Genomic DNA, 23,407 nt, shown 5'->3' on the forward strand with positions numbered 1-23,407 from the left:
AAATCCGGCTACGGCCTCGATCTCGCCAGCGAGCGCAAGATGCTGCGCGTCGCGCGCCAGTTGGGCGAGCGCTATTCGGTGTCGGTCTATACGACGTTTCTCGGCGCGCACGCGTTGCCGCCCGAATTCGCCGGAAGAGCCGACGCGTATATCGACGAAGTCTGCAACACGATGCTGCCCGCGCTCGCCGACGAAGGCCTGGTCGATGCCGTCGACGTGTTCTGCGAGCGCATCGGTTTTTCGCTGGACCAAAGCGAGCGCGTGTTCAAGGCAGCGGAGCGCTACAAGTTGCCGGTGAAGATGCACGCCGAGCAGTTGTCGAACGGCGGCGGTACGGCATTGGCCGCGCGTCACCACGCGCTGTCCGCGGATCACCTCGAATTCCTCGACGAGGCCGGCGTTGCCGCGATGAAAGCGTCAGGCACGGTCGCCGTGCTGCTGCCCGGCGCGTACTACTTCATCCGCGAGACGCAATTGCCGCCTTTGGAATTGCTGCGGCGCTATGAAGTGCCGATCGCAATTTCCACCGACAGCAATCCCGGCACGTCGCCCACAACATCACTGCTACTGATGATGAACATGGCGACCACGCTGTTCCGCATGACCGTGCCCGAAGTGCTGCAAGGCGTGACCGCGCATGCGGCGCGTGCGCTCGGCAAGGCGGATACGCACGGCTCGCTGCAAGCCGGGCGCGCGGCGGATTTCGCGGTGTGGTCGGTGGAAACGCTTGCCGAGCTGGCTTACTGGATTGGGCGCCCGTTGTGCGCGCGAGTCGTGCGCGCGGGCGAGACTGTTTATACGCGGCGTGAATTGAGCTAGGGCCTGAGAGATGATGCAAGCAAAACAATCACTATTCGCCGATCACGCCTATCTCCCCGACGGCTGGCGCCGCAATGTGCTGCTGGAATGGGATGCAAACGGCACGCTGACATCGGTTACGCCCGATACGGCGGCGGTTCCTGACGGTGTGCAAAAAGCCGCCGGTCCCGTGTTGCCTGGCATGCCGAATCTTCACTCGCATGCGTTTCAACGCGCGATGGCCGGCCTTACCGAGTATCGCGCCGCATCCGGCACAGGGGCCACCGACAACTTCTGGAGCTGGCGCGATTTGATGTACCGCTTTGCCGCGCGGATCACGCCGGAAGGGCTCGCGGCTGTCGCGCAGTGGCTGTACATCGAGATGTTGAAAGCGGGCTACACGTCGGTCTGTGAATTCCATTATGTGCACCACACGCCGGACGGCAGCCGCTATTCGAACCAGGCGGAACTGGCGCAGCGTGTGGTGGACGCGGCGTCGGCAAGCGGCATCGGCATGACGATGTTGCCCGTGCTGTATCAGTACAGCGGTTTCGGTTCGCGCGCACCGCGCGAAGGTCAGCAGCGCTTCATCAATACGCCGGAGAGTCTGCTCGATCTGCTCGGCGCGTTGCGCGCGGCGCGTCCTGAGAATGCTGCGTTGCGTTATGGCGTCGCGCCGCATTCATTGCGTGCGGTATCGGCCGATTCGTTGCGTGCCTTGCTGAACGGCATCGATCGAAGCGCACCGGTTCACATTCATATTGCCGAGCAAACCGCCGAAGTCGACGCCTGCCTTGAAACCGAAGGCGCGCGGCCGGTGCAATGGCTGCTTGACCGCTTCGACGTCGACAGCCGCTGGTGCCTCGTGCATGCAACGCATGTCGATGCGAACGAAACGCTGGCGCTCGCGAAAAGCGGTGCGGTCGCCGGTTTGTGTTTGACCACCGAAGCCAATCTCGGCGACGGCATTTTTCCGGCGCACGAGTATCTCGACGCGCACGGGCGCATCGGCGTCGGTTCGGATAGCCATATCGGCGTCGACTGGCGGGCGGAATTGCGTTTGCTCGAATACGGGCAGCGTCTCACGCGTCGGCAGCGCAACGTGCTGGCGTCGGCGCAGGCTACGTATGTGGCAGACCGTCTGTTCGACGCCGCGCTCGACGGCGGTGCACATGCAACGGGTCGTGCGGTCGGTGCATTGCAAGCGGGATGCCGTGCCGACTGGCTGGTGCTCGACGCGGATCATTCGAGTATCGCCGAGCACGCGCCGGGCGCGTGGCTCTCGGGCGTTGTATTCTGCGAGCATGGCGAGACGCCGATTCGCGACGTCTACGCAGGCGGCGACAAGGTTGTCGACAATCGCCGTCATCGCGACGAAGAGGCTGCGTACGCGCGCTATCGCGTGGCGCTCGCCGATTTGCTCAAGTGAGTTGCCGAAGCGACTTGCTGAAGTGAAATGCTCGCGTGAATTGCTGAGTAAACTAGAGCCTTCGACTTTTATCGATCCCGGACTGACATGACTGCTTCGTCTACTGCAACTACTCCGCCGGTTTTATCGCTGCATCAGGGAAGCCTGCCGCTGCTGATCTCGATCCCCCATCTGGGCACGCAAATCCCCGCCGATATCGCCGCAACGATGACGCCGGTCGCGCAACGTACCGACGACTGCGACTGGCACCTCGACCGTCTCTACGCGTTTGCACGGCGCATGGGCGCGTCGATCCTGTCGCCGACGTACGCGCGTTATGTGATCGACCTGAACCGTCCGCCCGACGGCGCGAATCTGTATCCGGGGCAAGACACCACCGGTTTGCTGCCGGTCGATACCTTCGACAAGGAACCCTTGTACCTCGAAGGCCATCTGCCGACTGACGCCGAAGTCGCGCGTCGACGCGATGCTTACTGGAAGCCCTATCACGATGCACTGACAGGCGAGATTGCCGCGCTGAAGGCGAAGCACGGCAAGGTGCTGCTCTGGGAAGCGCATTCGATTCGCTCGCATGTGCCGCGGTTTTTTGAGGGACGTCTGACGGATTTCAACTTTGGCACGTCGAACGGCGCCAGCGCGGTGGCCGGATTAGGCGAGGAATTGGCCGCGGTGGTCGAGCGGCATGGCGGTTATTCCGCTGTCACCAATGGGCGCTTCAAGGGCGGGTATATCACGCGGCAGTACGGGCAGCCGTCGCAGGGGGTGCATGCGGTACAACTCGAGTTGTCGCAGATTACGTATATGGAGGAGCAGATGCCGTATGCCTACGACGAAACGCTGGCTGTGAAAATCGAGCCCTTGCTGGAAAAACTTGTGGCGACGGCCCTGGAGCGCGTCAAGTCCGCTTGACTGACCGGTCGCGCGCGTCGACCCGGTCGGCGCGGTTGTTGTTTTTCAGCTAATCCCCTACCGCATTCATGGCGCTTCGCGTTCCGCGAGGTCGCCGTGAGTCGTCCCATTGCACCGCAAAGGTGTAACAGCATGTGTCCGTGATTGCATGCCGCCCGTTTCGCGCAGAACTTATAGAGCGTTGAAGAACATGCCGGCACGCGGCCCCGGGCGGCCCCAAAAAAAGCCCCGCATAAAGCGGGGCTCTTCGATGTTCACCCTGACGGGCGGCAACGGTATCGAAGGATGCCATCCATCCTGCGCGTAACGGAGGAACGCTGGCCGAATGCACGGGTCAACTCAAAACGCAGCGCTTCGTGGCGTTTTATCCCCGGGCAGCCGCGCGCAGTAGCTGTAATTTCGACACATCGACAGTCGCGGGATGCGGACGCGGGCATTGCGCGCCGTGCGCTCAAGCGGCTACCCTTTCAAAACGATGACGTGCGTAAGCGCGTCGTCCATACATCGGGCAAAAGATGGAAGACCCAGCGATGGAAGATTCCGACGAATTGCTGCTCCCGGTCTGGCGAGCGAACTTGGTGCTGCTGACCCGCGAGGTGGGTGCGGCGACGCGTCTGGCGCGCATGATGACCTTTTCCGCCAGCTACCTGAAGTTGATGTTGTCCGGCCAGCGCGAATTCAGCGAGGAGTTCGTGCGCGGTATCGAGGCGGTCACAGGCTTGCCGAATGGCTGGATGAACGCGTCGCATACGGAGCAGGACATACCGGCCAATGCGCGCGAAGCGATCGACAACGAACAGCCGCTTGCGCGCTTTCGCGGCACGGCGCACCCGGTGCGCAAGAAGACGGTGCTGCGGCCGCCTGAGCCGATTTTCGGTCAGCCGGGTCCGGCCAAACGAGTGGAAGAAGAGACGCTCGACGCCGAAGCACATCGGCGTCAGGCCCATTTCCGCAAAGTTCGCGATCTGGCGATGCAGGACGTGCGGCGCTTCGAGCGGCATTTGAGTCATGTGCCGGTGGACCTTGCATCGATGCGATCGAAGGTGGAGGACGTGATCGCCGCCGCCGATCTCGACGACCCGATTCAGGCCGACCTGGCTGGCCGACTGGAGCAGATCGAAAAGCATCGGCATTTGCTGCTCAGGCATGTGGAGCGGCTGCAGGCGTTGCTCGCGCAAATCGGGGAGGGGGATTAACGCGAGCAGTAGGGGTTTCTGTTGTACGCAGGTTTGAAACCCCTGATTGCCAGCCTGCAAGCTAACGCCTGCGGCGTGCGTGAAACTCCGCCTCGAGCGTCCACGTTACGCCGTCCTGCGCCAGCGCGACCCCAGTCCACCGGAACGAATCCTTCGTGATGTCGGTGAAATTCCATCGAATCGGCGTGCCGTCGGCGTGCGTGCCGATCTGCACGAGATCATGGCCGACGCGCCGGCCTGTCAGTTCATCGCGCTGACCGGTCTGCGGATTGATGAAGGTCACGCGCCACGCCCGCAGGCCCGGGTCCCACACCCGCAGCGTGGTGCCGTACATCGTGTCGCCGGCTTCGAGCCCGGTGTGACGCTCGCTGCGTGGCGGCATGATCCATACGTCCTGCACGGCACGGCCCTCCAGGACCCAGCCGAAATGAATCTCGCCGTGGCGGCGCGCGCTGCCGAGGTCGACGCGGTAATGCAGCACGTCCATGTCCCAACTGCCGATCAGCCAGCCGTAAGCGTCGTCGGCGGCAGCGATGTCGGCGGCGCGCGCCGGCGCGGCCAAGGCGGCGTGAAAGCCGCGCTCGAGGGTGTCGTCCAGCATGTTCATCGTGTGTGCTCCTTCGGGTGTTCTGTGAAAGCGCCATCGCCGGAACGGGCAAAACCACGCCGCTCGCCGATGTGCTAAAACCATGATACGGACTCAGCCGAGGTGCATCTTGGGGAAAATTGCCGTCACTTTGCAGCAGGCGCTCGCGCAACGGGCACGGGAAGGTGCGCGCGGCGGCATAACCGCGCGCCCGTTGGCCCAAGGCGCGAACTGGGATGTCGCGGACGTCCTGTGCACCTTCGGGCCACGCGACCAGCCGTTCGAAGAACGGCACGCGGGTGTGCGCATCGCGATGGTGGTCGCCGGTTCGTTCGGCTACCGGGCCGGGACGGGGCGCGAGTTGCTCACCTCCGGCGCGCTGCTGCTCGGCAATACGGGTGACTGTTTCGAATGCGGCCATCGGCATGGGGCCGGCGATCGCTGCATTGCCTTCCGCTATGCGCCGGCGTATTTCGAGCGGGTTGCCGCGGACGCGGGCATCGCGAGCGGCAATCTGAACTTCAGGCGCGCGCGCATCCCGTCGCTGCCTGCGTTGTCACCGCTGATCGCGCGGGCCTGTGCGGGCGCGTCGGATACAGGCGACGCGGTGTGGGACGAACTCGCGGTCGAACTGGTGGTCTCGACGCTCAAGGCGGCGGGGGCATTGACACGCGGGGAACCGCCCGCGAGCGCCGCGGCCTGGTCGCGCGTTGCGCAGACGGTGCGCCTGATCGACGACACACCTGGCGCACCGCATACGCTCACGAGCCTTGCTGCCGCAGCGGGCCTGAGCGAGTTCTATTTTCTGCGCACGTTCCAGCGCGTAACCGGCGTGACGCCGCATCAATACGTGCTGCGGGCACGGTTGCGCGCGGCGGCGCTGCGTCTTCAGGACGATAGCGCGAAGGTCGTCGATATCGCACTCGATTGCGGCTTCAACGATCTGTCGAACTTCAATCACGCGTTTCGCGCGGAGTTCGCGTCGAGTCCGCGTGCGTGGCGCGCGCGGGGCAGGGCGCGTCGCACATGACGCGGTACGTCGCGGTTATGAAGCAGGCTGCCGCGTTGGCGCTGGTTGCGTGCGTGACCCCCTCGTATGCCGGGGGGAGTGCCGCGAGTGGTCCGAGCACCTCCGGCGTCTCAAGCACCGCAAGCACTCCAAGCACCGCCAACGACGACCTTTCCCCCTCGACGACGGAGCGCGACGTCCATCTCTTCGTGATCCAGAAAGACGGCTCCGTCGAAGAACACGACGACACGGTCCTGCGGGCCAACACGACGAGCGGCGTCGACGATATCGCGCAACGTTACGTGTGGTTCAACAAGGACATCGAGCAGGTGCAATTGCTGAGCGCGGAAACGATCGACCCGAACGGCGTCGCGCATCCGGTGGGCCCCGAGGCGATCCGCGACGTGCAGGAACCACGCTCGGCAGGCGCACCGAGTTTCGAAGACGGCGTGTTGCGCACGGTGATCTTTCCGGGCGTCGAGCCCGGCGCGCGCGTGCATCTCGCGTTTCGAAAAACGCGCACGAAGCCCTTGCAGGCCGGCGCGTTCGCGTACCTGGTCGAACCGACGCACGACCCCGTCGAGATGCAGCGCCTGATCTTCGATCTGCCCGCCGACATACCGCTCCATGCCGATGCGCGCGGCTACGTTGCACTCCCGCCCGTCACGGCAAACGGACGCACCCGCTACGAGTTCGACTACCGGCACGGCCCGTATGCGCCGCTCGAAGCAGGCGCGGTGGGCTATGCGAACTGGGGCGACCGGCTGATGGTGTCGACGGTACCGGACTTCGCGAGTTTTGCCGCGCGCTATCGCGGGGCCGCTAACGACGCGACCATGAGCGACCCGGCGATTGTCCAACTCGCGCAGAGCCTGACCGGAGAGGCCAGCGATCCGCGCACGAAGGCGCAGATACTGTCCGACTGGATGCGTCTGAATATTCGCTACGTGGCGCTGTTTCTCGGCGAGACTGCGGCTGTCCCGCATAAGGCAATCGACATCCTGCACAACCGCTATGGCGACTGCAAAGACCACGTCGCGTTGTACAGCGCGCTATTGGCTGCGGTCGGCATCCGCAGCGAGGCGGTGCTGCTCAATCTTGGGCCGTACTACAGTTTGCCGGACGTGCCCGGCTACGGCGCAAGCGCGATCAATCATGCAATCGTCTGGATTCCTGATCTATCGTTATTTGCCGACACTACGGCGGGTGGCATCAGTTTTGGTTATCTGCCACCGGGCGTGATGGACCGGCCGGTGTTGCTGGTCGACGAGGGCGTGTTGGCTCGCACGCCGGCCACCCAGTTGCGCGAGCGCGCGGCGCGCCTGCAAATCGAGGTCGATGAGAGCGGGGCGGCGAACTACGCTTATCGTGTGGAAGATGCCGGCTATACCGCGGAGCTCGAACGCAATACGTTTCGACGGGCAACGCGGCAGCGCACGCAACAGATTGCCGCGAGCCGGCTGTTGTTGACCGGCTTGCATGGCACCGCGCAATTGCACACTGGCGACGTGTCAGCCACGGAGGGACCTTTTTCCACCTCGATGCAGGGACGGCTGGCGCATTTTGTCTGGACCGATGGAACGACCGCTGTGCCGGCCCTGACAAGCTTGTCAGGCGGCATGGCGGGGCAGGTGCAGGTATGGCTGGCGGAGCCTTCAAGGACGCAGCCGTGGGCGTGTATCGGAGGAGCGTTCGATGAGACGCTGGAAATGACGCTGCCGGGCTTCGTCCGCGTGACGGACGCGCCGCCGGACGCCACGGTGAAGGATCGTTTCTTCGAGTTTTCTTCTCGCTACGTATTCGATCCTGTTGCGCGCGTCTTGCAGGTCAGGCGACAGCTTCGAGCCACATTTGGGCATCAGATGTGCTCGGCCGATGAATTTGCCGGTGTGAAGGATGATCTTGTCCGGATCGAGCGCGATCTCGATTCCGAGGTGGTGGTGAAGGTCGCCAGGTAGGCGCATGTGACAGCGGCCGCGGCGGTGAAAAAGCACCGCCGCGGCCGCACGAACAACTATGCCGTCATGGGCAAAAAGAGACGCTTAACTCCCGCTCTTGGTCACGATAGGAACCCAGGCTCCGCTCTTGACCTGATATAGCGTGGAAGCGCCGCTCTTCAACGCCCCGGTGCTGTCGAAAGAAATCTTCCCTGTCACGCCATCGTAGTCGATCGCCTTGAGCACTGGCCGGTAGACCGCAGGAGAGCTGGATTTCGCCTGCTGCATCGCCTTGATCGCCGCCCATGCTCCGTCATACCCAAACGGTGCGTACGAGAGGATATCCACCCCGAACCGCTTCTTGAACTTCGCGGAAAAGTCCTTGCCGCCCGGCAACTGGGCCAACGGTCTGCCGTATTCCCAGGCCATCACGCCTTCGGCCGAATCGCCGGCGAGCTTGATGAAGTCCTGGTCCATCACGCCGCCGCCGCCCACCAGTTGCGCGTTCAGCCCTAATTGCTTCATCCGCTTCGCGAAGCCCGCCGCCTGTGTATCCAGGCCCCCGAAGAAAATCAGATCTGCATTGGTCCCCTTGATCTTGGTGATCTGCGTGCTGAAGTCTACCGCGTGATTGTCGGTGTATTCGCGCGTCACGATGCTGCCGCCATGCGCCTTCACCGCCTTCTCGAACTCGTCGGCCTCACCCTGGCCGAACGCGGTGCGGTCGTCGATGATCGCAATGCGTTTGGCTTTCGTCACTTCGACGGCGTAGACGCCCGCGTTGCCGGCGTTCTGCGCATCGGTGGAGATCACCATGAAGGTGTTTGCAAAACCTCGCCCGGTAATGATCGGATTGGTGGCCGCTGGATCGATCACCGGAATGCCGGCCTGCTCGTACACCTGCGAGGCAGGAATCGTGGTGCCCGAATTGAAGTGGCCCACGACCACGGATACGCCCGCGTCGACCAGCTTCTGCGCTGCCTGCACGCCGATGCGCGGGTCGGCCTGGTCGTCCTCGGCGACGAGCTGGAATTGTGCGACCTTGTCGCCGATCTTGATCTTCCGGGCGTTGGCTTCCTCGATCGCGAGCTGGACGCCGTTCTCCAGATCCTTCCCGTAGCCGGCATTGGCGCCCGTGAGCGGCGCGGCGAAGCCGATCTTCACCGGCAGGTCGTCCGCGAAACTGGCCAGCGGTGCGATCGCAAATGCGGCGCCAACGAACAGTGCAAGCGGTTTCAGCGTGTTTCGAAGACTCATGGTCTCTCTCCTCTCCATCGACAGTTTCAGGTGTAAAGCGGCAAGGCGGTAACGCTGGATCGACGCGCAAGCATGGTTGGACTTCGCATGGCGCGCGTCATCAAGAGTACGGACGATCGGGCGCCATGAACAATGCTGGAAAACGCCCGGTCGGAACTCCCCCGCCCCGAAGGAAGTCCCCCGCCCCGAAGGAAGTCCCCTTGGGGGATTGAGGGATTGGGGGATTGGGGCGCGCCCAACGACGTCCACATACCGATCAATCTGGCGGGAATATAGAAAGCCAAATTGCACCCGTCTTGGCAGTTCGCGGCGCTTTGAATGAGCATTTCGGCATAGCCTAGGCAGCGCTTTGGCTGGCGGCCTGTCAGCGGCGGCGCGCGGGTGCGGATTGCGGCATATGCTTAAGAACCAGGATGGCCTGGTGTCCGCTGAAGAAGCGATGGGGAGGCGCCCCGGAGAAGCCGCTCGGGAAACCGGCGCGAACGCGGCGGCTTTACTGTGGCAGCGCTCGTGCGGAAACAAACTTCCGCGAGCGCGGCGGCAAAAATGTGAGAAACGGTCGAAGCGTCAGACGCGATAGACCGCAAGCTAAAACAGCGTCAACGTTCGGCGCTGCGGGCGCAACAATTCAAACCAACGTCACTGCTCGCCTTGCTGGCGCAGCAATTCTTCACGCAGACGCAGGATCGGCGCCTTGGTTTCATCGTCGGCCCAGGTGTCGAGATCGTCGATCGCGCGCTGGCAACCGTCGAGCACCAGATCGAGATCCACCGGCACGCCGTTGTTCAACGCGAATTCGATGGTCTCGGCGAACTTCTGGCACTCGTCTTCGCCGTACGAAATGTCGAGGTTGTCGGCGATCACTTCGGCGATGTTGCTGCGCGCCTTGTCGTCGGGCGTCACCATCTCGACGATGCCGCGCGCCACCGCCGGCGAATAGTAAAGCGCGATGTCGAGCCACTGTGCGGGATCGAAGTCGGACTGGTCGAACTGGTTCTCGAAGTACTCGATCGCTTCCTGCTCGTGCGCTTCGTCTGCGTCGACGCTCATGCACAACTGCTCAAAAAATTCTTCCCGCTCGCTGCGGATATAACCGTCCATCGATGCCTCGTCTGCTGAATGCCGGATGCCCTGAAGCCCTGAAGCCGGATGCCCGGATGCCTGAAAAATGCCGTGCGGGGTGGGCGAATGCCTCACCCATGCGGCACGCATTATAGGACGCCCGGCTGACAAGCGTGGGTCACGTGCCTCCCGGGCAGATCGTGCGGTGCGGCCGGCCTACCCAAACCAGCGCGCCTTCAGGCAGGCCGTGGCGAGATATCTCCGTGCAACCGAAGTTCTCTCTGCCGACCTATGCCGTCTCGGCCACCCAGGCGTCGAACCATTCACGCGGCTGCGCGATTTCGTTCTGCGCGGCCACCAGTTCCAGCTCATAGCGTCCGGCCTGCCATGTCGCTTTCACCACCGCGTTCACGGCGGCCAGCGTGTGCTCGAAAGCCGCGCGGATCGAATCGCCCAGCAGGGTGCGCGCGACAAACACAGCGCTCGTCAGATCGCCGACGCCCACCGGCTGCCGCGCGAAGGGGTAGAGCGGACGCTGCCCCATCCAGGCCTCGCGCTCGGTGACGACCAGCATGTTGAAACGGTCAGCGGGACTGTTGCGATCGAGCAGATGTTTGACCAGCATGAGTTTCGGTCCGCGGGCGATGACCTCGCGGCAGGCGGCCACGGCTTCTTCGAGCGTCTCGATCTCGCGGCCCACGAGGCGTTGCAACTCGGTATGGTTCGGCGCCATCGCGTCGGCCACCCCCGGCATGGTGCGCACGAGAAATTCCTGGATGCCCGGCTCGACCTTGCAGCCGCTTGCGGCGCCCATCACCGGATCGCAGAAGTACCACGCGCGCGGATTGGCGGCCTTCACGGTCTTGACGATCTCGAGCACCGATTGCGCCTGCTCCGGCGTGCCCAGATAGCCGGACAGCACGGCGTCGCAGCGCGGCAGCATGCCGATCGCGCCGATCCCTTCGACGAGTTCTTCCATCTGCGAGGCCTCGATCGCACCGCCCGTCCAATGGCCGTATTGCGTGTGGTTCGAGAACTGGACGGTGTTGAGCGGCCAGACATTGACGCCGAGCCGGCGCATCGGAAACGCGGCCGCGCTGTTGCCGGCGTGCCCGAAGACGACATGTGACTGGATGCTCAGAACGTTTTTTGTCATGGTGTGGCCCGCGCAAATGGTTAGGCGCGATCAAAGAAAACGGAAGGATGGCCGCGGTGACGAACCGGCTTGGGCCGGGCGCCTGAAGCGGCGTTACTGTTTTTACTGTTTTAGATAGTGCAAGAAAAATGCGCAATCTGCATAGTCAGGAAACAATACATGAGTTTGTCATGCGCGAGTCGACCCGTCCCCGTGTTGTTGCGTCGAACCATCAAACGGGGGGATCAGGCGAGTTCGCGATACAGCGCCAGATATTGCTCGGCCGAGGTGCCCCAGCCGAAGTCCTGATGCATCGCGCGACGTTGCGTGGCCTTCCACTCGGTGCGGCGGTTGTAGAGCGCAAAGGCGCGGCGGATCGCTGCTGCAAGGCCTTTGGGCTCGAATCGTTCGAACACGAAGCCGGTGGCGAGATCGTCGGCGAGATTTTCCAGCGATGCGTCGACCACTGTGTCCGCCAGGCCGCCGACGCAATGCACGAGCGGCAGCGACCCATAAGCGAGCGCATACAGTTGCGTCAGCCCGCATGGCTCGAAGCGCGACGGCACCGCGATCACGTCGCTGCCGGCGACGATGATATGCGCGAGTGTTTCGTCGAAACCCAGTTCGACCGCCACCGATTCCGGATGGGTGTGCGCCACGCGTTTCAAACCGTTTTCGAGTGCCGGGTCGCCGGTGCCGAACACCACCAGTTGGCCGCCGCGTTTAACAATTTCAGGGACCGTTTCGAGCAGCAGGTCGAGGCCTTTCTGTTCGGTCAACCGGCTCACCACGCCGAACAGCAACGCATCGCTTTTCTGCGCGAGCCCGAAGCGCTTCTGCAGCGCCTCCTTGCACGCCTGTTTGCCAGCCAGACGGGTGGCGGTGTAGTGATCTTCGAGCAGCGCGTCGGTGGCGGGATTCCACACCGAGTAGTCGACACCGTTCAGAATGCCGCTCAGGTCGTGCGAGCGATGGCGCAGCAATGCGTCGAGCCCGCCGCCCTGGGCGAGTGTCTGGATCTCGCGGGCGTAGGTCGGGCTGACGGTGGTGATGCGGTCGCTGTAGTAGAGGCCCGCCTTGAGGAACGACAACTGTCCATAGAATTCGACGCCGTGCATGCTGAAAAAGTCGTCCGGCAGCGCTAACTGGCCGAACTGGTGCGCCGGAAAAACGCCCTGATACGCGAGGTTGTGTACCGTAAAGACGCTGCGCGCGAAGGAGCGCCCGTGCTGCCGTTCGGCTGCCTTCAGATAGGCGGGCGCGAGCCCGGCATGCCAGTCGTGTGCGTGAACGATCTGCGGCGCCCACGCCGGGTCGAGGTGCTGCGCCAGTTGGGCCGCGACCCAGCCGAGCAGGGCGAAGCGTTGCGCATTGTCGCCGTACGGCACGTGTTCGTCGTTCAGATAGGGGTTGCCTGGCCGGTCGTACAGGGTGCCGGCGCGGATCACGTAGACGATCAGGCCGTTCGACGGCAACGTGCCCCGTTCAAGCATGACGCCGGGCGAGTCGAAACGGCGGCCCAGTTGCGCCACCGGCCGCAAGTCGGTCAAGCCCGCGACCACCGCCGGAAAGCCGGGCAGCAGCGCCCGCACATCGGCGCCGCGCTCGATCAGCGCGGGCGGCAACGCGCCCGCGACATCGGCGAGACCGCCTGTTTTGAGGAGGGGATACAGCTCGCTGGCGACGTGCAGGGCGCGAATCGTCATAGGCTCGGTCTCGTTCCTGTTAGTGCGGGGTTTGCATCAGGTGCGTATCAGGTTCGCATGAACGGCAAAACGGGCGGCTTCGCCAGCCCGTTCGTTTTGCCGTTCGGCAAGGATCACGTCCCCTTCTGCCGCAGCGCCTCGGGCGTGACCAGTACCACGCCGTCTTCGGTGCGATAGAAGCGTTCGGCGTCGGCCACCGGATCCTCACCGATCACCGTGCCGTCCGGGATGGCGCAGCCGCGGTCTATCACCACTTTCTGCAACCGGCAACTCGCGCCGACGGTGACCTGCGGCAACAAGACTGCCTCATTGATGTTACAGAACGAACTCACTTTCACGTTCGACGACAACACCGAGCGCGAAATCTGCGAACCGGAAATCACGCAGCCGCCGCATACGATCAGATTGTTGCCGGAGCCTTGCAGGCCTTTCATGTCGCGTACGAACTTGGCGGGCGGCAACTGTTCCTGATACGTCCAGATGGGCCAGTTGCGGTCGTACAGGTCGAGCGTCGGGATAGTGGAGGCGAGGTCGAGATTGGCTGCCCAGTAGGCGTCGATCGTGCCGACGTCGCGCCAGTACGGCTCCACGTTCGGGTCCGACGACACGCACGACATGTTGAACGGGTGCGCGATCGCCGTGCCTTGCGTGACGACGCGCGGCAGGATGTCCTTGCCGAAGTCGTGATCGGTATCGATGCTCGAGATGTTCTCTTCGAGCAGCGAATACAGATAGTCGGCGCTGAATACATAGATGCCCATGCTGGCGAGCGCCGAATCCGGGCGGCCTGGCATGGCGGGCGGATCGGCGGGTTTCTCGACGAAGCCTGTCACGCGGCGGTTTTCATCCACGGCCATGACGCCGAAGGCCACGGCCTCCATGCGCGGCACCTCGATGCAGCCGACCGTGCAATCCGCGCCGCTTTCCGCGTGATCCGCGATCATGCGCGTGTAGTCCATCTTGTAGATGTGGTCGCCCGCCAGCACCACCACGTATTTCGGCCGGATCGAGCGAATGATGTCGAGATTCTGGAACACCGCGTCCGCAGTGCCGCGATACCAGTGGGCGCCTTCCACACGTTGCTGCGCCGGCCACAGGTCGATGAATTCGCCGAATTCGCCACGCAGAAAGCCCCAGCCGCGCTGCATATGACGCAAGAGCGAGTGCGCCTTGTATTGCGTGACCACCGCGATGCGGCGGATGCCGGAGTTCAGACAGTTGGAAAGCGCGAAGTCGATGATCCGATATTTGCCGCCGAAGTGAACCGCCGGTTTGACGCGCTTGTTGGTGAGCGGCCCGAGCCGCGTGCCCCGTCCGCCTGCAAGGACGATGGCGAGGGTGGTGCGTTGCAGATCGTTCAGCCGTGCCGGAGTTTCCATGTCTGTCTCCTTTGTCGACCGGAGTTAGCGCTTTAACGCTTACTCTGGTGCCATGCAAGATGGTTGCTGATTAGTATGCCCCGGGTGGTCTTGTGCTGTCTGCGCTGTTGATTCGTGCTGCCAGGCGGCTCCGTCTTCGCGGGCCCGTCTGCTAGTTCTAGCACTGATTTGCCGCGGGCGAATAGTGAATTGTGCGGATGCCGCTCGCACGGCCGCCTTGCAAACGATCAACCGTTGCCCGCGGAGCATCCGTGCGCCACGACACATAGGGCGTAAGGTGAGCCTCGGCAATATGCGTGCCACACCCGCCGATGCCGTCATGAGTTTGCACGCGCGGCAGCAGAGTCCGGCGGCGCGTCGTAGAATCGTCCGCTCTGAACGGGGCTCGGGCGTTGGTTTGCCGACGCGCGTGGCCTGCAGGTTTCCCGCTGATTTCTCTTTGCAAGAAAACTATCGATGAATTTCCGCCGCGAGTCTTTGTTCGCCATGTTGAGCGCCGGCGTGTTAGCCGCTGCGCCAGGTGTTTTCGCCGCCGCGCCGGTCAGCGCTGCCTTGGCGAATAGTTCGGTTAGTCCAGGCAGTGCGGGTATGCCAAGCAGCCAGCCCGGTGCCGCGGCTGCCGGCGCCGCGCCGGTAGCCGCCGTCGACAACAGCGGTCCGGCGTACGGCCCCGAGTTGCAGGGCTTCAACTATCCGGCACCGGTCGAGCAATATGACTTCACCTCACAAGGCGTGGCGCTGCATATGGCGTACATGGACATCAAGCCGGAGCATGCGAACGGACGCACGGCAGTGTTGTTGCACGGCAAGAATTTCTGCTCGGCGACGTGGGATGCAACCATCCATCGTCTGAGCGACGCGGGTTATCGGGTGATCGCGCCGGACCAGATCGGTTTTTGCAAATCGAGCAAGCCCGAGCACTATCAGTACAGTTTTCAGCAACTGGCGCGCAACACGCATGCGCTGCTCGAATCGCTCGGCGTGACCGACGCGACCGTGATCGGCCATTCGACCGGCGGCATGCTCGCGATCCGCTATGCGCTGATGTATCCGCATGCGACCCAGCAACTGGTGCTGGTCAATCCGATCGGCCTCGAGGACTGGAAGGCGAAGGGCGTCCCGTCGTTATCCGTCGACCAATGGTATGAACGCGAGCTGAAGACGACCGCAGACGGCATTCGCCGCTACGAGCAGGCAACCTACTACGCCGGCCAGTGGCGCGCGGACTATGAACCGTGGGTGCAGATGCTGGCGGGGATGTACCGCGGCCCCGGCAAACAGATCGTGGCGTGGAATTCCGCACTGCTGTACGACATGATTTACACGCAGCCGGTGGTGTACGAACTGGGCCACCTGACCATGCCGACGCTTTTGCTGATCGGCCAGAAGGACACGACCGCGATTGGCAAGGACGCCGCGCCGCCGGAAGTGCGTGCGAAGCTTGGGCATTACCCCGAACTGGGCAAGGCAGCGGCGAAGGCGATTCCACACGCGACGCTCGTCGAATTCGCCAATTTGGGGCACGCGCCGCAGATGCAGGACCCGCAGGCGTTTCATAAGGCGCTGCTCGAGGGATTGGCGGCGGTGCCGGCGAATCGGTGAGTTTTGGCGACGGCGCAACCTGAGGCTCGTGTACTCAGCGTAGCCAACTGATCGACGAAAAAAAGAGGGGTGGCCTTTACTGATAAAGGCCGCCCTTTTTTTGTGATTCGCCAGCGTCGTTGTTACTTACCGGCGCCCAATTCTTCGCGCACTTGCGCACCGATCTCGAACGAACGCAGCCGCGCTTGGTGATCGTAGATCTGCGCGGTCAGCATCAATTCATCCGCGCCGGTCTGTTCGATGATCGACCGCAGCCCTTCACGTACCACATCGCGATCGCCGAGCACGGTGCAGGCGAGCGAATGTGCGACGCCGTTTAACTCCATTTCCGACGCTTCGAGCCGCTCGACCGGTGGCTGCAACTGACCCGGCGTGCCGCGCCGCAAGTTGATGAACTGCTGCTGCAGCGAGGTGAAGAGACGCTGCGCTTCCTCGTTGGTATCGGCGGCGAACAGATTGACGCCAACCATCGCGTATGGCTTGTCGAGCGTCGCAGACGGACGGAATTGCTCGCGATAGACGCGCAGCGCGGTGAGCATATGATCGGGCGCGAAGTGCGACGCGAATGCGAACGGCAGCCCCAGCGCCGCCGCCAGTTGCGCGCTGAATAGCGACGAACCGAGCAGCCAGAGCGGCACATGCAGGCCTGCGCCTGGAACGGCGCGAATGCGCTGGCCCGGCACCGCGTCGGCGAAATAGCGTTGCAACTCGACGACGTCATCCGGGAAGGAGTCCGCGCTATTTTGCAGATCGCGGCGCAGCGCGCGGGCGGTGCTCTGATCGGTGCCGGGTGCGCGGCCGAGGCCTAGGTCGATGCGGTCCGGATAGAGCGAGGCGAGGGTGCCGAACTGTTCCGCGATGACGAGCGGTGCGTGGTTCGGCAGCATGACGCCGCCGGAGCCGACGCGGATTTTTTTCGTTCCACCGGCGACGTAGCCGATCACCACCGACGTGGCTGCGCTGGCGATGCCGGTCATGTTGTGGTGCTCTGCCAACCAGAAGCGGCGGTAATTCCAGTTTTCCGCGTGCTGGGCGAGGTCGAGCGTGTTTTTGAACGCGTCGGCAGGCGTGGCGCCTGCGATGACTGGCGATAGGTCCAGGACCGAGAAGGGGATCATTTTCTGTTCATTTGCTGTTTCGGGCGCTTTCGCGCGATGGGGCATTGTGGCAAAGGTTTTGGTTTTCTGCAGATGACGCGGGGATGTCCACGTTCGTGGAAGGGGGTTGGGTTTTGCCTGTTCGGGCTGGGGGGCCTGGGTCACCGGCGTCACGGCGGCGGACATCGCGAGCGAGCAGCAGGTGGCCGATACGTTCACGCGTGCCGCGGTCATCGACCGGCATGTCGATGTCGCACCGTTGTGGACCGACACCTTCAACGCCGCGCTCGCTCGCGGTGCGTGACCGATTCAAGTCAATCAACTTTGTGAACATTCGATGACTCAAGCTTTGAGAACGGACCGGCTGCGCGCGTTCGTCGGGCGCATCGCGTCGCTTGTCGACGAGCGTGTGCCCGAAGCACATCTGCTCGAAGCCGGCGGTGCTGCGCTGCGCGATCTGATCGTCCACGACGACTGGTTGCCCGACGCCTTCGCGCAGCCCGATCCCGGACGCTATCAGCAATTCCTGTTGCACGCCGACTCGCAGCAGCGTTTTTCAATTGTCAGTTTTGTATGGGGACCGGGACAGTCGACGCCGGTGCACGATCACACCGTATGGGGTTTGATCGGCGTGTTGCGTGGTGCGGAAATTGCTCAGGGGTATCGCATCACGCCAGACGGCGCGCTGGCGGAAGAGGGCGCGGCAAAGCGCCTCGACACCGGCGCCGTGGACGCCGTGTCGCCGCGCATTGGCGATATCCATCGTGTGAGTAATGCGTTTCGCGATCGTGCGTCGATCAGCATTCACGTGTACGGTGGAAATATCGGCGCGGTGACGCGTTCTGTCTATCCAGTCGGCGGAGGCCGCAAAACCTTTATCTCCGGCTACTCGAACGACGTGTTGCCGAATATCTGGAATGTTTCGAAGGAGTCCCTGATCTCATGAGTTTCGTTAAAGAGTTCCGCATCCGATCATTCGAAGACGTGCGCCGCGCACTGCTTGGGCGCGAGGAAATCGCGCTCGTCGACGTGCGCGAGGAGGATCCGCACGCGCGCAGTCATCCGCTGTTCGCCGCCAATCTGCCGCTCTCGCATCTCGAACTGGAAGCGCCAGTGCGTTTGCCGCGCCGCGATGTGCCAGTCGTTGTGTTCGACAACGGCGAAGGGCTCGCCGAACGCGCCGCGCACCGGTTGAGCGAGCTGGGCTATACCGATGTCGCGCTGCTCGATGGTGGTTTGCAAGGCTGGCGCAAGGCGGGCGGCGAGCTGTTCCAGGACGTCAACGTGCCGAGCAAGGCATTTGGCGAACTGGTCGAAAGCGAGCGTCATACGCCCTCGCTGGCGGCACCGCAGGTGCTGGCGCTGCTCGATCACGAAGCCGACGTGGTGGTGCTCGACGCACGCCGCTTCGACGAGTACCACACCATGAATATTCCCGGCAGCATCAGCGTGCCGGGCGCGGAACTGGTGCTGCGCGCGCGGCAGCTCGCGCCGGATCCGGCCACACGGATCATCGTCAATTGCGCGGGTCGTACGCGCAGCATCATCGGTGCGCAGTCGCTGATCAATGCGGGCGTGCCGAATCCGGTTGCGGCGCTGCGCAATGGCACCATCGGCTGGACGCTTGCCGGTCAGGCGCTCGCGCACGGCAGCTCGCGCCGCTTCGATCCGATTGTCGATGACAAGCTTCGTCTCGCCGCCGCGGATTCCGCGCGTGGCGTGGCGGATCGCGCAAGGGTGGGCCGCACGTCACGTGACGAAGCGCGTCGTTGGGCCGATGAAGCGGTACGCACTGTCTATCGTTTCGATGTGCGTACACCGGAAGAGTACGAAGCGGGCCACGTGCCAGGTTTTCGCAACGCGCCCGGCGGTCAACTGGTGCAGGAGACCGACATGTTCGCGCCGGTGCGCGGCGCGCGCGTGATCCTCGCCGACAGCGACGGCGTGCGCGCGAACATGACCGCGTCGTGGCTCGCGCAGATGAACGTCGAGGTCTATGTGGTGGACGGCCTGGGCAACGCGGACTTCAACAAAAAAGGCGCAGCGCCCGCTGTACGCCATGCGCCCACACCGCCTGCCGTCGATGAAATCACGCCGGCCGGACTGGTTACGCTGCTGCAATCGCCCGGCACCGTCGTGCTGGATTTCACGACCAGCGCGAACTATGTGAAGCGCCATATTCCCGGAGCGTGGTTCGCGATTCGCGGCCAACTCAATGAAGCGTTGCGCAAGCTGCCGGATGCGCAACGGTATGTGGTGACCTGCGGCAGCAGCCTTCTTGCGCGCTTTGCCGCGCCTGAGGTGGCGGCGTTGACGGGTAAGCCGGTGCAGGTGCTAAGCGGCGGAACGAGCGCGTGGATCCAGGCGGGCTTTGCCGTGGAAAGCGGCGAGACGCGTCTCGCATCGCCGCGCATCGATCGTTATCGCCGTCCGTATGAAGGAACCGATAACGCGCGCGAAGCGATGAACGCCTATCTGGAGTGGGAGTACGGCCTTGTTGCGCAACTTGGGCGCGATGGTACGCACGGCTTTCGCGTGATCTGAGGTGCTTACCTGAAAAGCAGATGAAGCTAGCTGGCTAATCGACCGAATCGACCGAATCGACCGAATCGACCGAATCCACCGAATCCACCGAAGCAAATAGCGTCAGCGTGCGGTTCAGGCCGCGCGCTGCACGCGCACTTCCTTGAATTGCCGTTCGATTGCCGCGCCGAACCGCTCGACCGGCTGTTGCAATTTACCCAACACGCGCGGATGCACGAGCCAGATATCGATGAGCGGCTTGAAGTCGCTCATCGAGACGATATCGAGCGCGTCCGCGTGAGCGCTGGCCTGCAGCAGCGGTAACGGTACGAGGCCCAGACCGTTGCCGTCAGCGACCAGTTGCAATTGCAATTCGGTGCCGAGCGTTTCCAGATTGAGCTTGAGCGCGAGCCCGAGGCCCGTCAGCGTGCGTTGCAGGCCGTCGCGAAAGCCACATCCATCCGGATTCAACACCCACCCGATCGACTGGCATTCCGCCAGCGTATGCGCGCGTTTTTTCAGCATGCCTTTCTGCGCGACCACCGCCAGTTTGATGCGGCCAAGCGAGCGCGCCGATAACGTCTCGTCGAAGGTCTTGTTGGTGGGCAGCAGGATCACGGCGGCGTCGAGTTCGCCCTGCTCGACGCGTTGCAGGATCTGGCTGCCCCAACCGGTCGATGCACGCGCCTGCAGATCGGGGTAGGCCGCCTTGAGGCCGCGCATCGCATCGGTAAGCGCGACATCGGCAATCGTCTGCGCGACGCCGAGGCGTAGCGTGCCGACCGGCGGCGTGTCGGTGGCGACGATCTCGCGCAGCACGTCGAGTTCGCGCTGGATCACGCGGCACTGTTCGTAGACGACGCGGCCCGTTGCCGTCGCCTTGAGTGGACGCGTATTGCGGTCGAGCAGTTCGACGCCGAGCGCCTCTTCGAAATTCTGCAGGCGGCGCGTGATGGCCGGTTGCGTGAGGCCGAGCGAGAGCGCTGCCTGTTGCAACGACTGACAGCGAATGACGGTGACGTATGCGTCGATTTCGTCGATCTTCATGGTGAGTGGTGATTAAATGAGTGCGCAACGGCGCGCAAGATTCGTGCGTTCGATGATACCCGTGTCGATGTGCGCGAATGCCTTGCCGTTCAAGAAAATTCGCATATTTGCTTAGCAGAATAATGCGTTTGTCTTATACAGATGCGTGCCTTATCGTCGATGGCACATCACCTGGATGCCACGACGTAACCGCCGCTATGACGACTTCCCGTTCTTCTTTCTCCGTCTCGTCCGCCTTGCAACGAGGTCACGGGCCTGCCGACCGATGTGCTGAAATGAACGCCCCGATTGCCGAAAGCGCGGTAACGCGCCGTCATCCACCGCTCGATAGCGATGCGTTCGACGCACTGCTCGCGCGGCTGACCAGCGAGTTCGCCGCCAGCGCGGCTCACTACGACCGCACGGCGGAATTTCCGCATGCCAATCTGGCGCGCCTGCATGAATTCGACCTGCTCTCGTTGACGGTGCCCGCATCGCTCGGCGGCGCGGGTGCGCGCTTGCCACAAGCCTTGAAAGTGGTGCGCGCGGTGGCGCGCGGCGAGCCGTCCACGGCACTCGTACTGGTGATGCAATATCTGTTTCATCATCGCTTGCAGGGCAACCCGCATTGGCCGGTCGAACTGCGTGAACGCTTGGCGCGCGAGGCGGTACGCGATGGCGCGCTGATCAACTCGCTGCGCGTCGAACCTGAGTTGGGCACGCCGGCACGCGGGGGTTTGCCGTCGACCATCGCGAAGCGCAGCGCCGACGGCTGGATCATCGACGGCAGCAAGCTGTATTCGACCGGCAGCCCCGGCCTCACCTGGCTCGCGGTGTGGGCGCGCAGCGACGAGACGCCGCCGCGCGTTGGCGTATGGCTGGTGCGTCGCGACACACCCGGCGTGCGGGTTGGCAGCGAATGGAATCATCTCGGCATGCGCGCCACCGGCAGTCATGAACTCGTGTTCGACAACGTGTTCGTGCCGGCAGCTCATGCCGTGGATGTGCACCTGCCTGGCGAGCCGGGAGCCGGGCTCGATGCGCTCGGCCTTGCGTGGATGAGCGTGCTGTTGTCGGCGGTGTACGACGGCGTCGCGCGGACCGCGCGCGTATGGGGTAGTGCGACCGCCGCGCAAGCCGCGTGCGTTGCCGCTGTCGCGGACCGCGAATCATCTGCCGATTCGGTGTAAACGCGCTCTCGTCTAAATCCGCCAATCCGTTTAGATTAGCTGCACTTGGAAGGCTTATCGAGGGACCAGGGCGGCCAACAAGCAGCGGTCTGCCATTCCGGCGACAGCGCAAGGTTAGAGGCCAAGGCCTCTGCCCGCTTCGCCCGGATCAGGCCGCTGCGCGTCGTCCGCAGTACTGCGGTTTTCTGGCGGCTGTTCCGGCCGCTGTTTATTTCCGGTTTGACCGTATCGACCGAGTCGGCGACGCTTTGCACAGCGTCGCCTTTTTGCTTGTGGCGACGGTCCTCGCCCCCCCCCAGTCGCAAAACCAGTCCGCATGACGGCTGATGGCCCGTTGCCGGCCTCGCTCGCGGTTTTTTCCGTGCGCGGTTATCCTGTAGCACGCCCGAAGGAAGTCCCCCTGGGGGACATACTACACAACGGGATGCGGGCGAATTGCCGCTTCGCATCCGTACAGGAACTCGCTGTGAGCCCCAAACTGCTTACCGTCGCGATACTGGCCGCGTGCGCTGCACTGACCGGTTGCGACGACCAACAGAGCGACCGCGCCGTGCAAAAACTCAAGGAATTCTTCAACGCCGTCAAGCCGGATGCGTTGTTGCTGAAGGATATGACGCCAGGCGTCACGACTGAAGCACAGATCCGCGATCAGATGGGCAAGCCGGAAACCGAGCGCACGTTTACCGACGGTTCCAAGCGTTTCGAATATCCGCGCGGCCCGCAAGGACTGAACACGTACATGGTCGACATTGACCGCGACGGCAAATTGCAAGCTATCACGCAGGTGCTGACCGCTGACAACTTCGGGAAGATTCGCATCGGCATGAGCGAAGACGAAGTGCGCCGCCTGCTCGGCAAACCAGGCCAGGTCGCCGTGTTTCCGCTCAAACCGGAAACCGTGTGGAGCTGGAAGTGGCGCGAGGGCGGCGTGACTGAAGAAGGCATTTTCAACGTGCACTTCGACCAGTTTCAGAAGGTGTACACGACATCGCGCTCGGACGTGATACGCGGGCGATAGACGATAAAAGGCAGGCAACAAAATGATACATCGACGTCGATACAGCCGGATCGGTCTGGTGTTGGGCGGTGGCGCCGCGCGTGGCTGGGCGCATATTGGCGCGATTCGCGCGTTGCACGATGCCGGTATCAAGCCGGATGTGGTGTGCGGCACGTCGATCGGCGCACTGGTGGGCGCTGTGTATGCAAACGGCGATCTCGACTGGCTCGAAGAATGGGTGTCGAAGCTCACTTGGCAAACGGTCGTGCGGCTGCTCGATCTGCGTTTTTCGGGCGGCTTGCTCGGCGGGCGCAAGGTGATCCAGATATTTGCGGACAAGTTCGGCGGCCGCTCGATCGCCCAGTTGAACATGCCGTTTGCGGCGGTGGCCACCGAACTCGATTCGGGCCGCGAGAGCTGGTTGCAGGACGGTAGCGTGGTCGACGCGGTACGCGCCTCGATTGCGATTCCGGGGATTTTCACGCCGGTGTTCCACAACGGTGTGTGGCTGGTGGACGGCGGTTTGAGCAATCCGGTGCCGGTTTCGGTGGCGCGCGGCATGCGGGCGG

At 63.3% G+C, this 23,407-nt stretch carries 21 protein-coding genes; 13 read left to right on the plus strand and 8 right to left on the minus strand.

What is annotated here, in order from left to right:
* From hutI to VFE81_RS16460, 4 genes are all read left to right on the plus strand, one after another.
* Positions 1-819, plus strand: an 819-nt coding sequence (hutI, locus tag VFE81_RS16445; RefSeq protein WP_325045615.1) for an imidazolonepropionase, incomplete at its 5' end; no start/stop codon positions are given.
* Between the two features lie 10 nt (positions 820-829).
* Positions 830-2,227, plus strand: coding sequence for a formimidoylglutamate deiminase (locus tag VFE81_RS16450; protein WP_325045616.1), 1,398 nt, complete (start codon positions 830-832; stop codon positions 2,225-2,227).
* An 87-nt stretch (positions 2,228-2,314) separates the two neighbouring features.
* Positions 2,315-3,136, plus strand: a complete 822-nt coding sequence (gene hutG / locus VFE81_RS16455) for an N-formylglutamate deformylase (RefSeq protein ID WP_325045617.1) — start codon at positions 2,315-2,317, stop codon at positions 3,134-3,136.
* Positions 3,137-3,666: 530 nt separating this feature from the next.
* Positions 3,667-4,332: a hypothetical protein gene (locus VFE81_RS16460; RefSeq protein WP_325045618.1), complete on the plus strand. Its 666-nt coding sequence runs from the start codon at positions 3,667-3,669 to the stop codon at positions 4,330-4,332.
* 61 nt (positions 4,333-4,393) lie between these two features.
* On the opposite strand, the gene VFE81_RS16465 is transcribed toward VFE81_RS16460, so the two are convergent.
* On the minus strand, positions 4,394-4,939 hold the full coding sequence (locus VFE81_RS16465; protein ID WP_325045619.1) for a hypothetical protein: 546 nt from the start codon (positions 4,937-4,939) through the stop codon (positions 4,394-4,396).
* A gap of 109 nt (positions 4,940-5,048) precedes the next feature.
* On the opposite strand from VFE81_RS16465, the gene VFE81_RS16470 reads away from it, so the two are divergent.
* Both VFE81_RS16470 and VFE81_RS16475 read left to right on the plus strand, forming a co-directional pair.
* Positions 5,049-5,948 (plus strand): AraC family transcriptional regulator, encoded by a 900-nt coding sequence (locus VFE81_RS16470; RefSeq protein WP_325045620.1) that lies wholly within the window; start codon positions 5,049-5,051, stop codon positions 5,946-5,948.
* A complete protein-coding gene (locus VFE81_RS16475; protein WP_325045621.1) occupies positions 5,945-7,885 on the plus strand; it encodes a DUF3857 and transglutaminase domain-containing protein in 1,941 nt (646 codons plus the stop codon). The genes VFE81_RS16470 and VFE81_RS16475 overlap by 4 nt, the downstream gene beginning before the upstream one ends.
* Positions 7,886-7,969: 84 nt before the next feature.
* On the opposite strand, the gene VFE81_RS16480 is transcribed toward VFE81_RS16475, so the two are convergent.
* The 5 genes from VFE81_RS16480 to glgC form a co-directional block, all read right to left on the minus strand.
* Positions 7,970-9,121 carry a branched-chain amino acid ABC transporter substrate-binding protein gene (locus tag VFE81_RS16480; RefSeq protein WP_325045622.1) on the minus strand — a complete coding sequence of 384 codons (1,152 nt, stop codon included), beginning with the start codon at positions 9,119-9,121 and terminating at the stop codon, positions 7,970-7,972.
* A 639-nt stretch (positions 9,122-9,760) separates the two neighbouring features.
* Positions 9,761-10,222, minus strand: coding sequence for a hypothetical protein (locus tag VFE81_RS16485; protein WP_325045623.1), 462 nt, complete (start codon positions 10,220-10,222; stop codon positions 9,761-9,763).
* 250 nt (positions 10,223-10,472) lie between these two features.
* Entirely contained in the window at positions 10,473-11,339 is an 867-nt protein-coding gene (pdxY, locus tag VFE81_RS16490; RefSeq protein ID WP_325045624.1) for a pyridoxal kinase PdxY, read from the minus strand.
* 224 nt (positions 11,340-11,563) lie between these two features.
* The gene (gene glgA, locus VFE81_RS16495; RefSeq protein WP_325045625.1) at positions 11,564-13,024 is read right to left on the minus strand and encodes a glycogen synthase GlgA; all 1,461 of its coding nucleotides are present in this window, start codon (positions 13,022-13,024) and stop codon (positions 11,564-11,566) included.
* A 113-nt stretch (positions 13,025-13,137) separates the two neighbouring features.
* Positions 13,138-14,403, minus strand: coding sequence for a glucose-1-phosphate adenylyltransferase (gene glgC, locus VFE81_RS16500; RefSeq protein ID WP_325045626.1), 1,266 nt, complete (start codon positions 14,401-14,403; stop codon positions 13,138-13,140).
* 456 nt (positions 14,404-14,859) lie between these two features.
* Here glgC and VFE81_RS16505 point away from each other — a divergent pair, with 456 nt between their 5' ends.
* Positions 14,860-16,005 (plus strand): alpha/beta hydrolase, encoded by a 1,146-nt coding sequence (locus VFE81_RS16505; protein WP_325045627.1) that lies wholly within the window; start codon positions 14,860-14,862, stop codon positions 16,003-16,005.
* A gap of 122 nt (positions 16,006-16,127) precedes the next feature.
* Here VFE81_RS16505 and VFE81_RS16510 read toward each other — a convergent pair whose 3' ends face one another.
* Positions 16,128-17,123, minus strand: a complete 996-nt coding sequence (locus VFE81_RS16510) for an LLM class flavin-dependent oxidoreductase (protein ID WP_325045628.1) — start codon at positions 17,121-17,123, stop codon at positions 16,128-16,130.
* A 106-nt stretch (positions 17,124-17,229) separates the two neighbouring features.
* Here VFE81_RS16510 and VFE81_RS16515 point away from each other — a divergent pair, with 106 nt between their 5' ends.
* The 3 genes from VFE81_RS16515 to VFE81_RS16525 are packed head-to-tail and all read left to right on the plus strand — an operon-like array spanning position 17,230 to position 19,646.
* A complete protein-coding gene (locus tag VFE81_RS16515; RefSeq protein WP_325045629.1) occupies positions 17,230-17,406 on the plus strand; it encodes a hypothetical protein in 177 nt (58 codons plus the stop codon).
* A 33-nt stretch (positions 17,407-17,439) separates the two neighbouring features.
* Positions 17,440-18,048 carry a cysteine dioxygenase gene (locus VFE81_RS16520; RefSeq protein ID WP_325045630.1) on the plus strand — a complete coding sequence of 203 codons (609 nt, stop codon included), beginning with the start codon at positions 17,440-17,442 and terminating at the stop codon, positions 18,046-18,048.
* On the plus strand, positions 18,045-19,646 hold the full coding sequence (locus VFE81_RS16525) for a rhodanese-related sulfurtransferase (RefSeq protein WP_325045631.1): 1,602 nt from the start codon (positions 18,045-18,047) through the stop codon (positions 19,644-19,646). Before VFE81_RS16520 ends, VFE81_RS16525 begins: the two co-directional genes overlap by 4 nt.
* A gap of 114 nt (positions 19,647-19,760) precedes the next feature.
* On the opposite strand, the gene VFE81_RS16530 is transcribed toward VFE81_RS16525, so the two are convergent.
* Complete coding sequence (locus VFE81_RS16530) at positions 19,761-20,672, minus strand: LysR family transcriptional regulator (RefSeq protein ID WP_325045632.1); 912 nt, start codon at positions 20,670-20,672, stop codon at positions 19,761-19,763.
* 275 nt (positions 20,673-20,947) lie between these two features.
* On the opposite strand from VFE81_RS16530, the gene VFE81_RS16535 reads away from it, so the two are divergent.
* The 3 genes from VFE81_RS16535 to VFE81_RS16545 form a co-directional block, all read left to right on the plus strand.
* Positions 20,948-21,841 (plus strand): acyl-CoA dehydrogenase family protein, encoded by an 894-nt coding sequence (locus VFE81_RS16535; RefSeq protein ID WP_325045633.1) that lies wholly within the window; start codon positions 20,948-20,950, stop codon positions 21,839-21,841.
* Positions 21,842-22,307: 466 nt separating this feature from the next.
* A complete protein-coding gene (locus VFE81_RS16540; RefSeq protein WP_325045634.1) occupies positions 22,308-22,859 on the plus strand; it encodes a hypothetical protein in 552 nt (183 codons plus the stop codon).
* Between the two features lie 22 nt (positions 22,860-22,881).
* A partial coding sequence (locus tag VFE81_RS16545; RefSeq protein WP_325045635.1) for a patatin-like phospholipase family protein occupies positions 22,882-23,407 on the plus strand: 526 nt, incomplete at its 3' end.

Origin of the sequence: Paraburkholderia sp., from assembly GCF_035656215.1 — a bacterium.
In the GTDB taxonomy this organism is placed as follows: Bacteria; Pseudomonadota; Gammaproteobacteria; order Burkholderiales; family Burkholderiaceae; genus Paraburkholderia.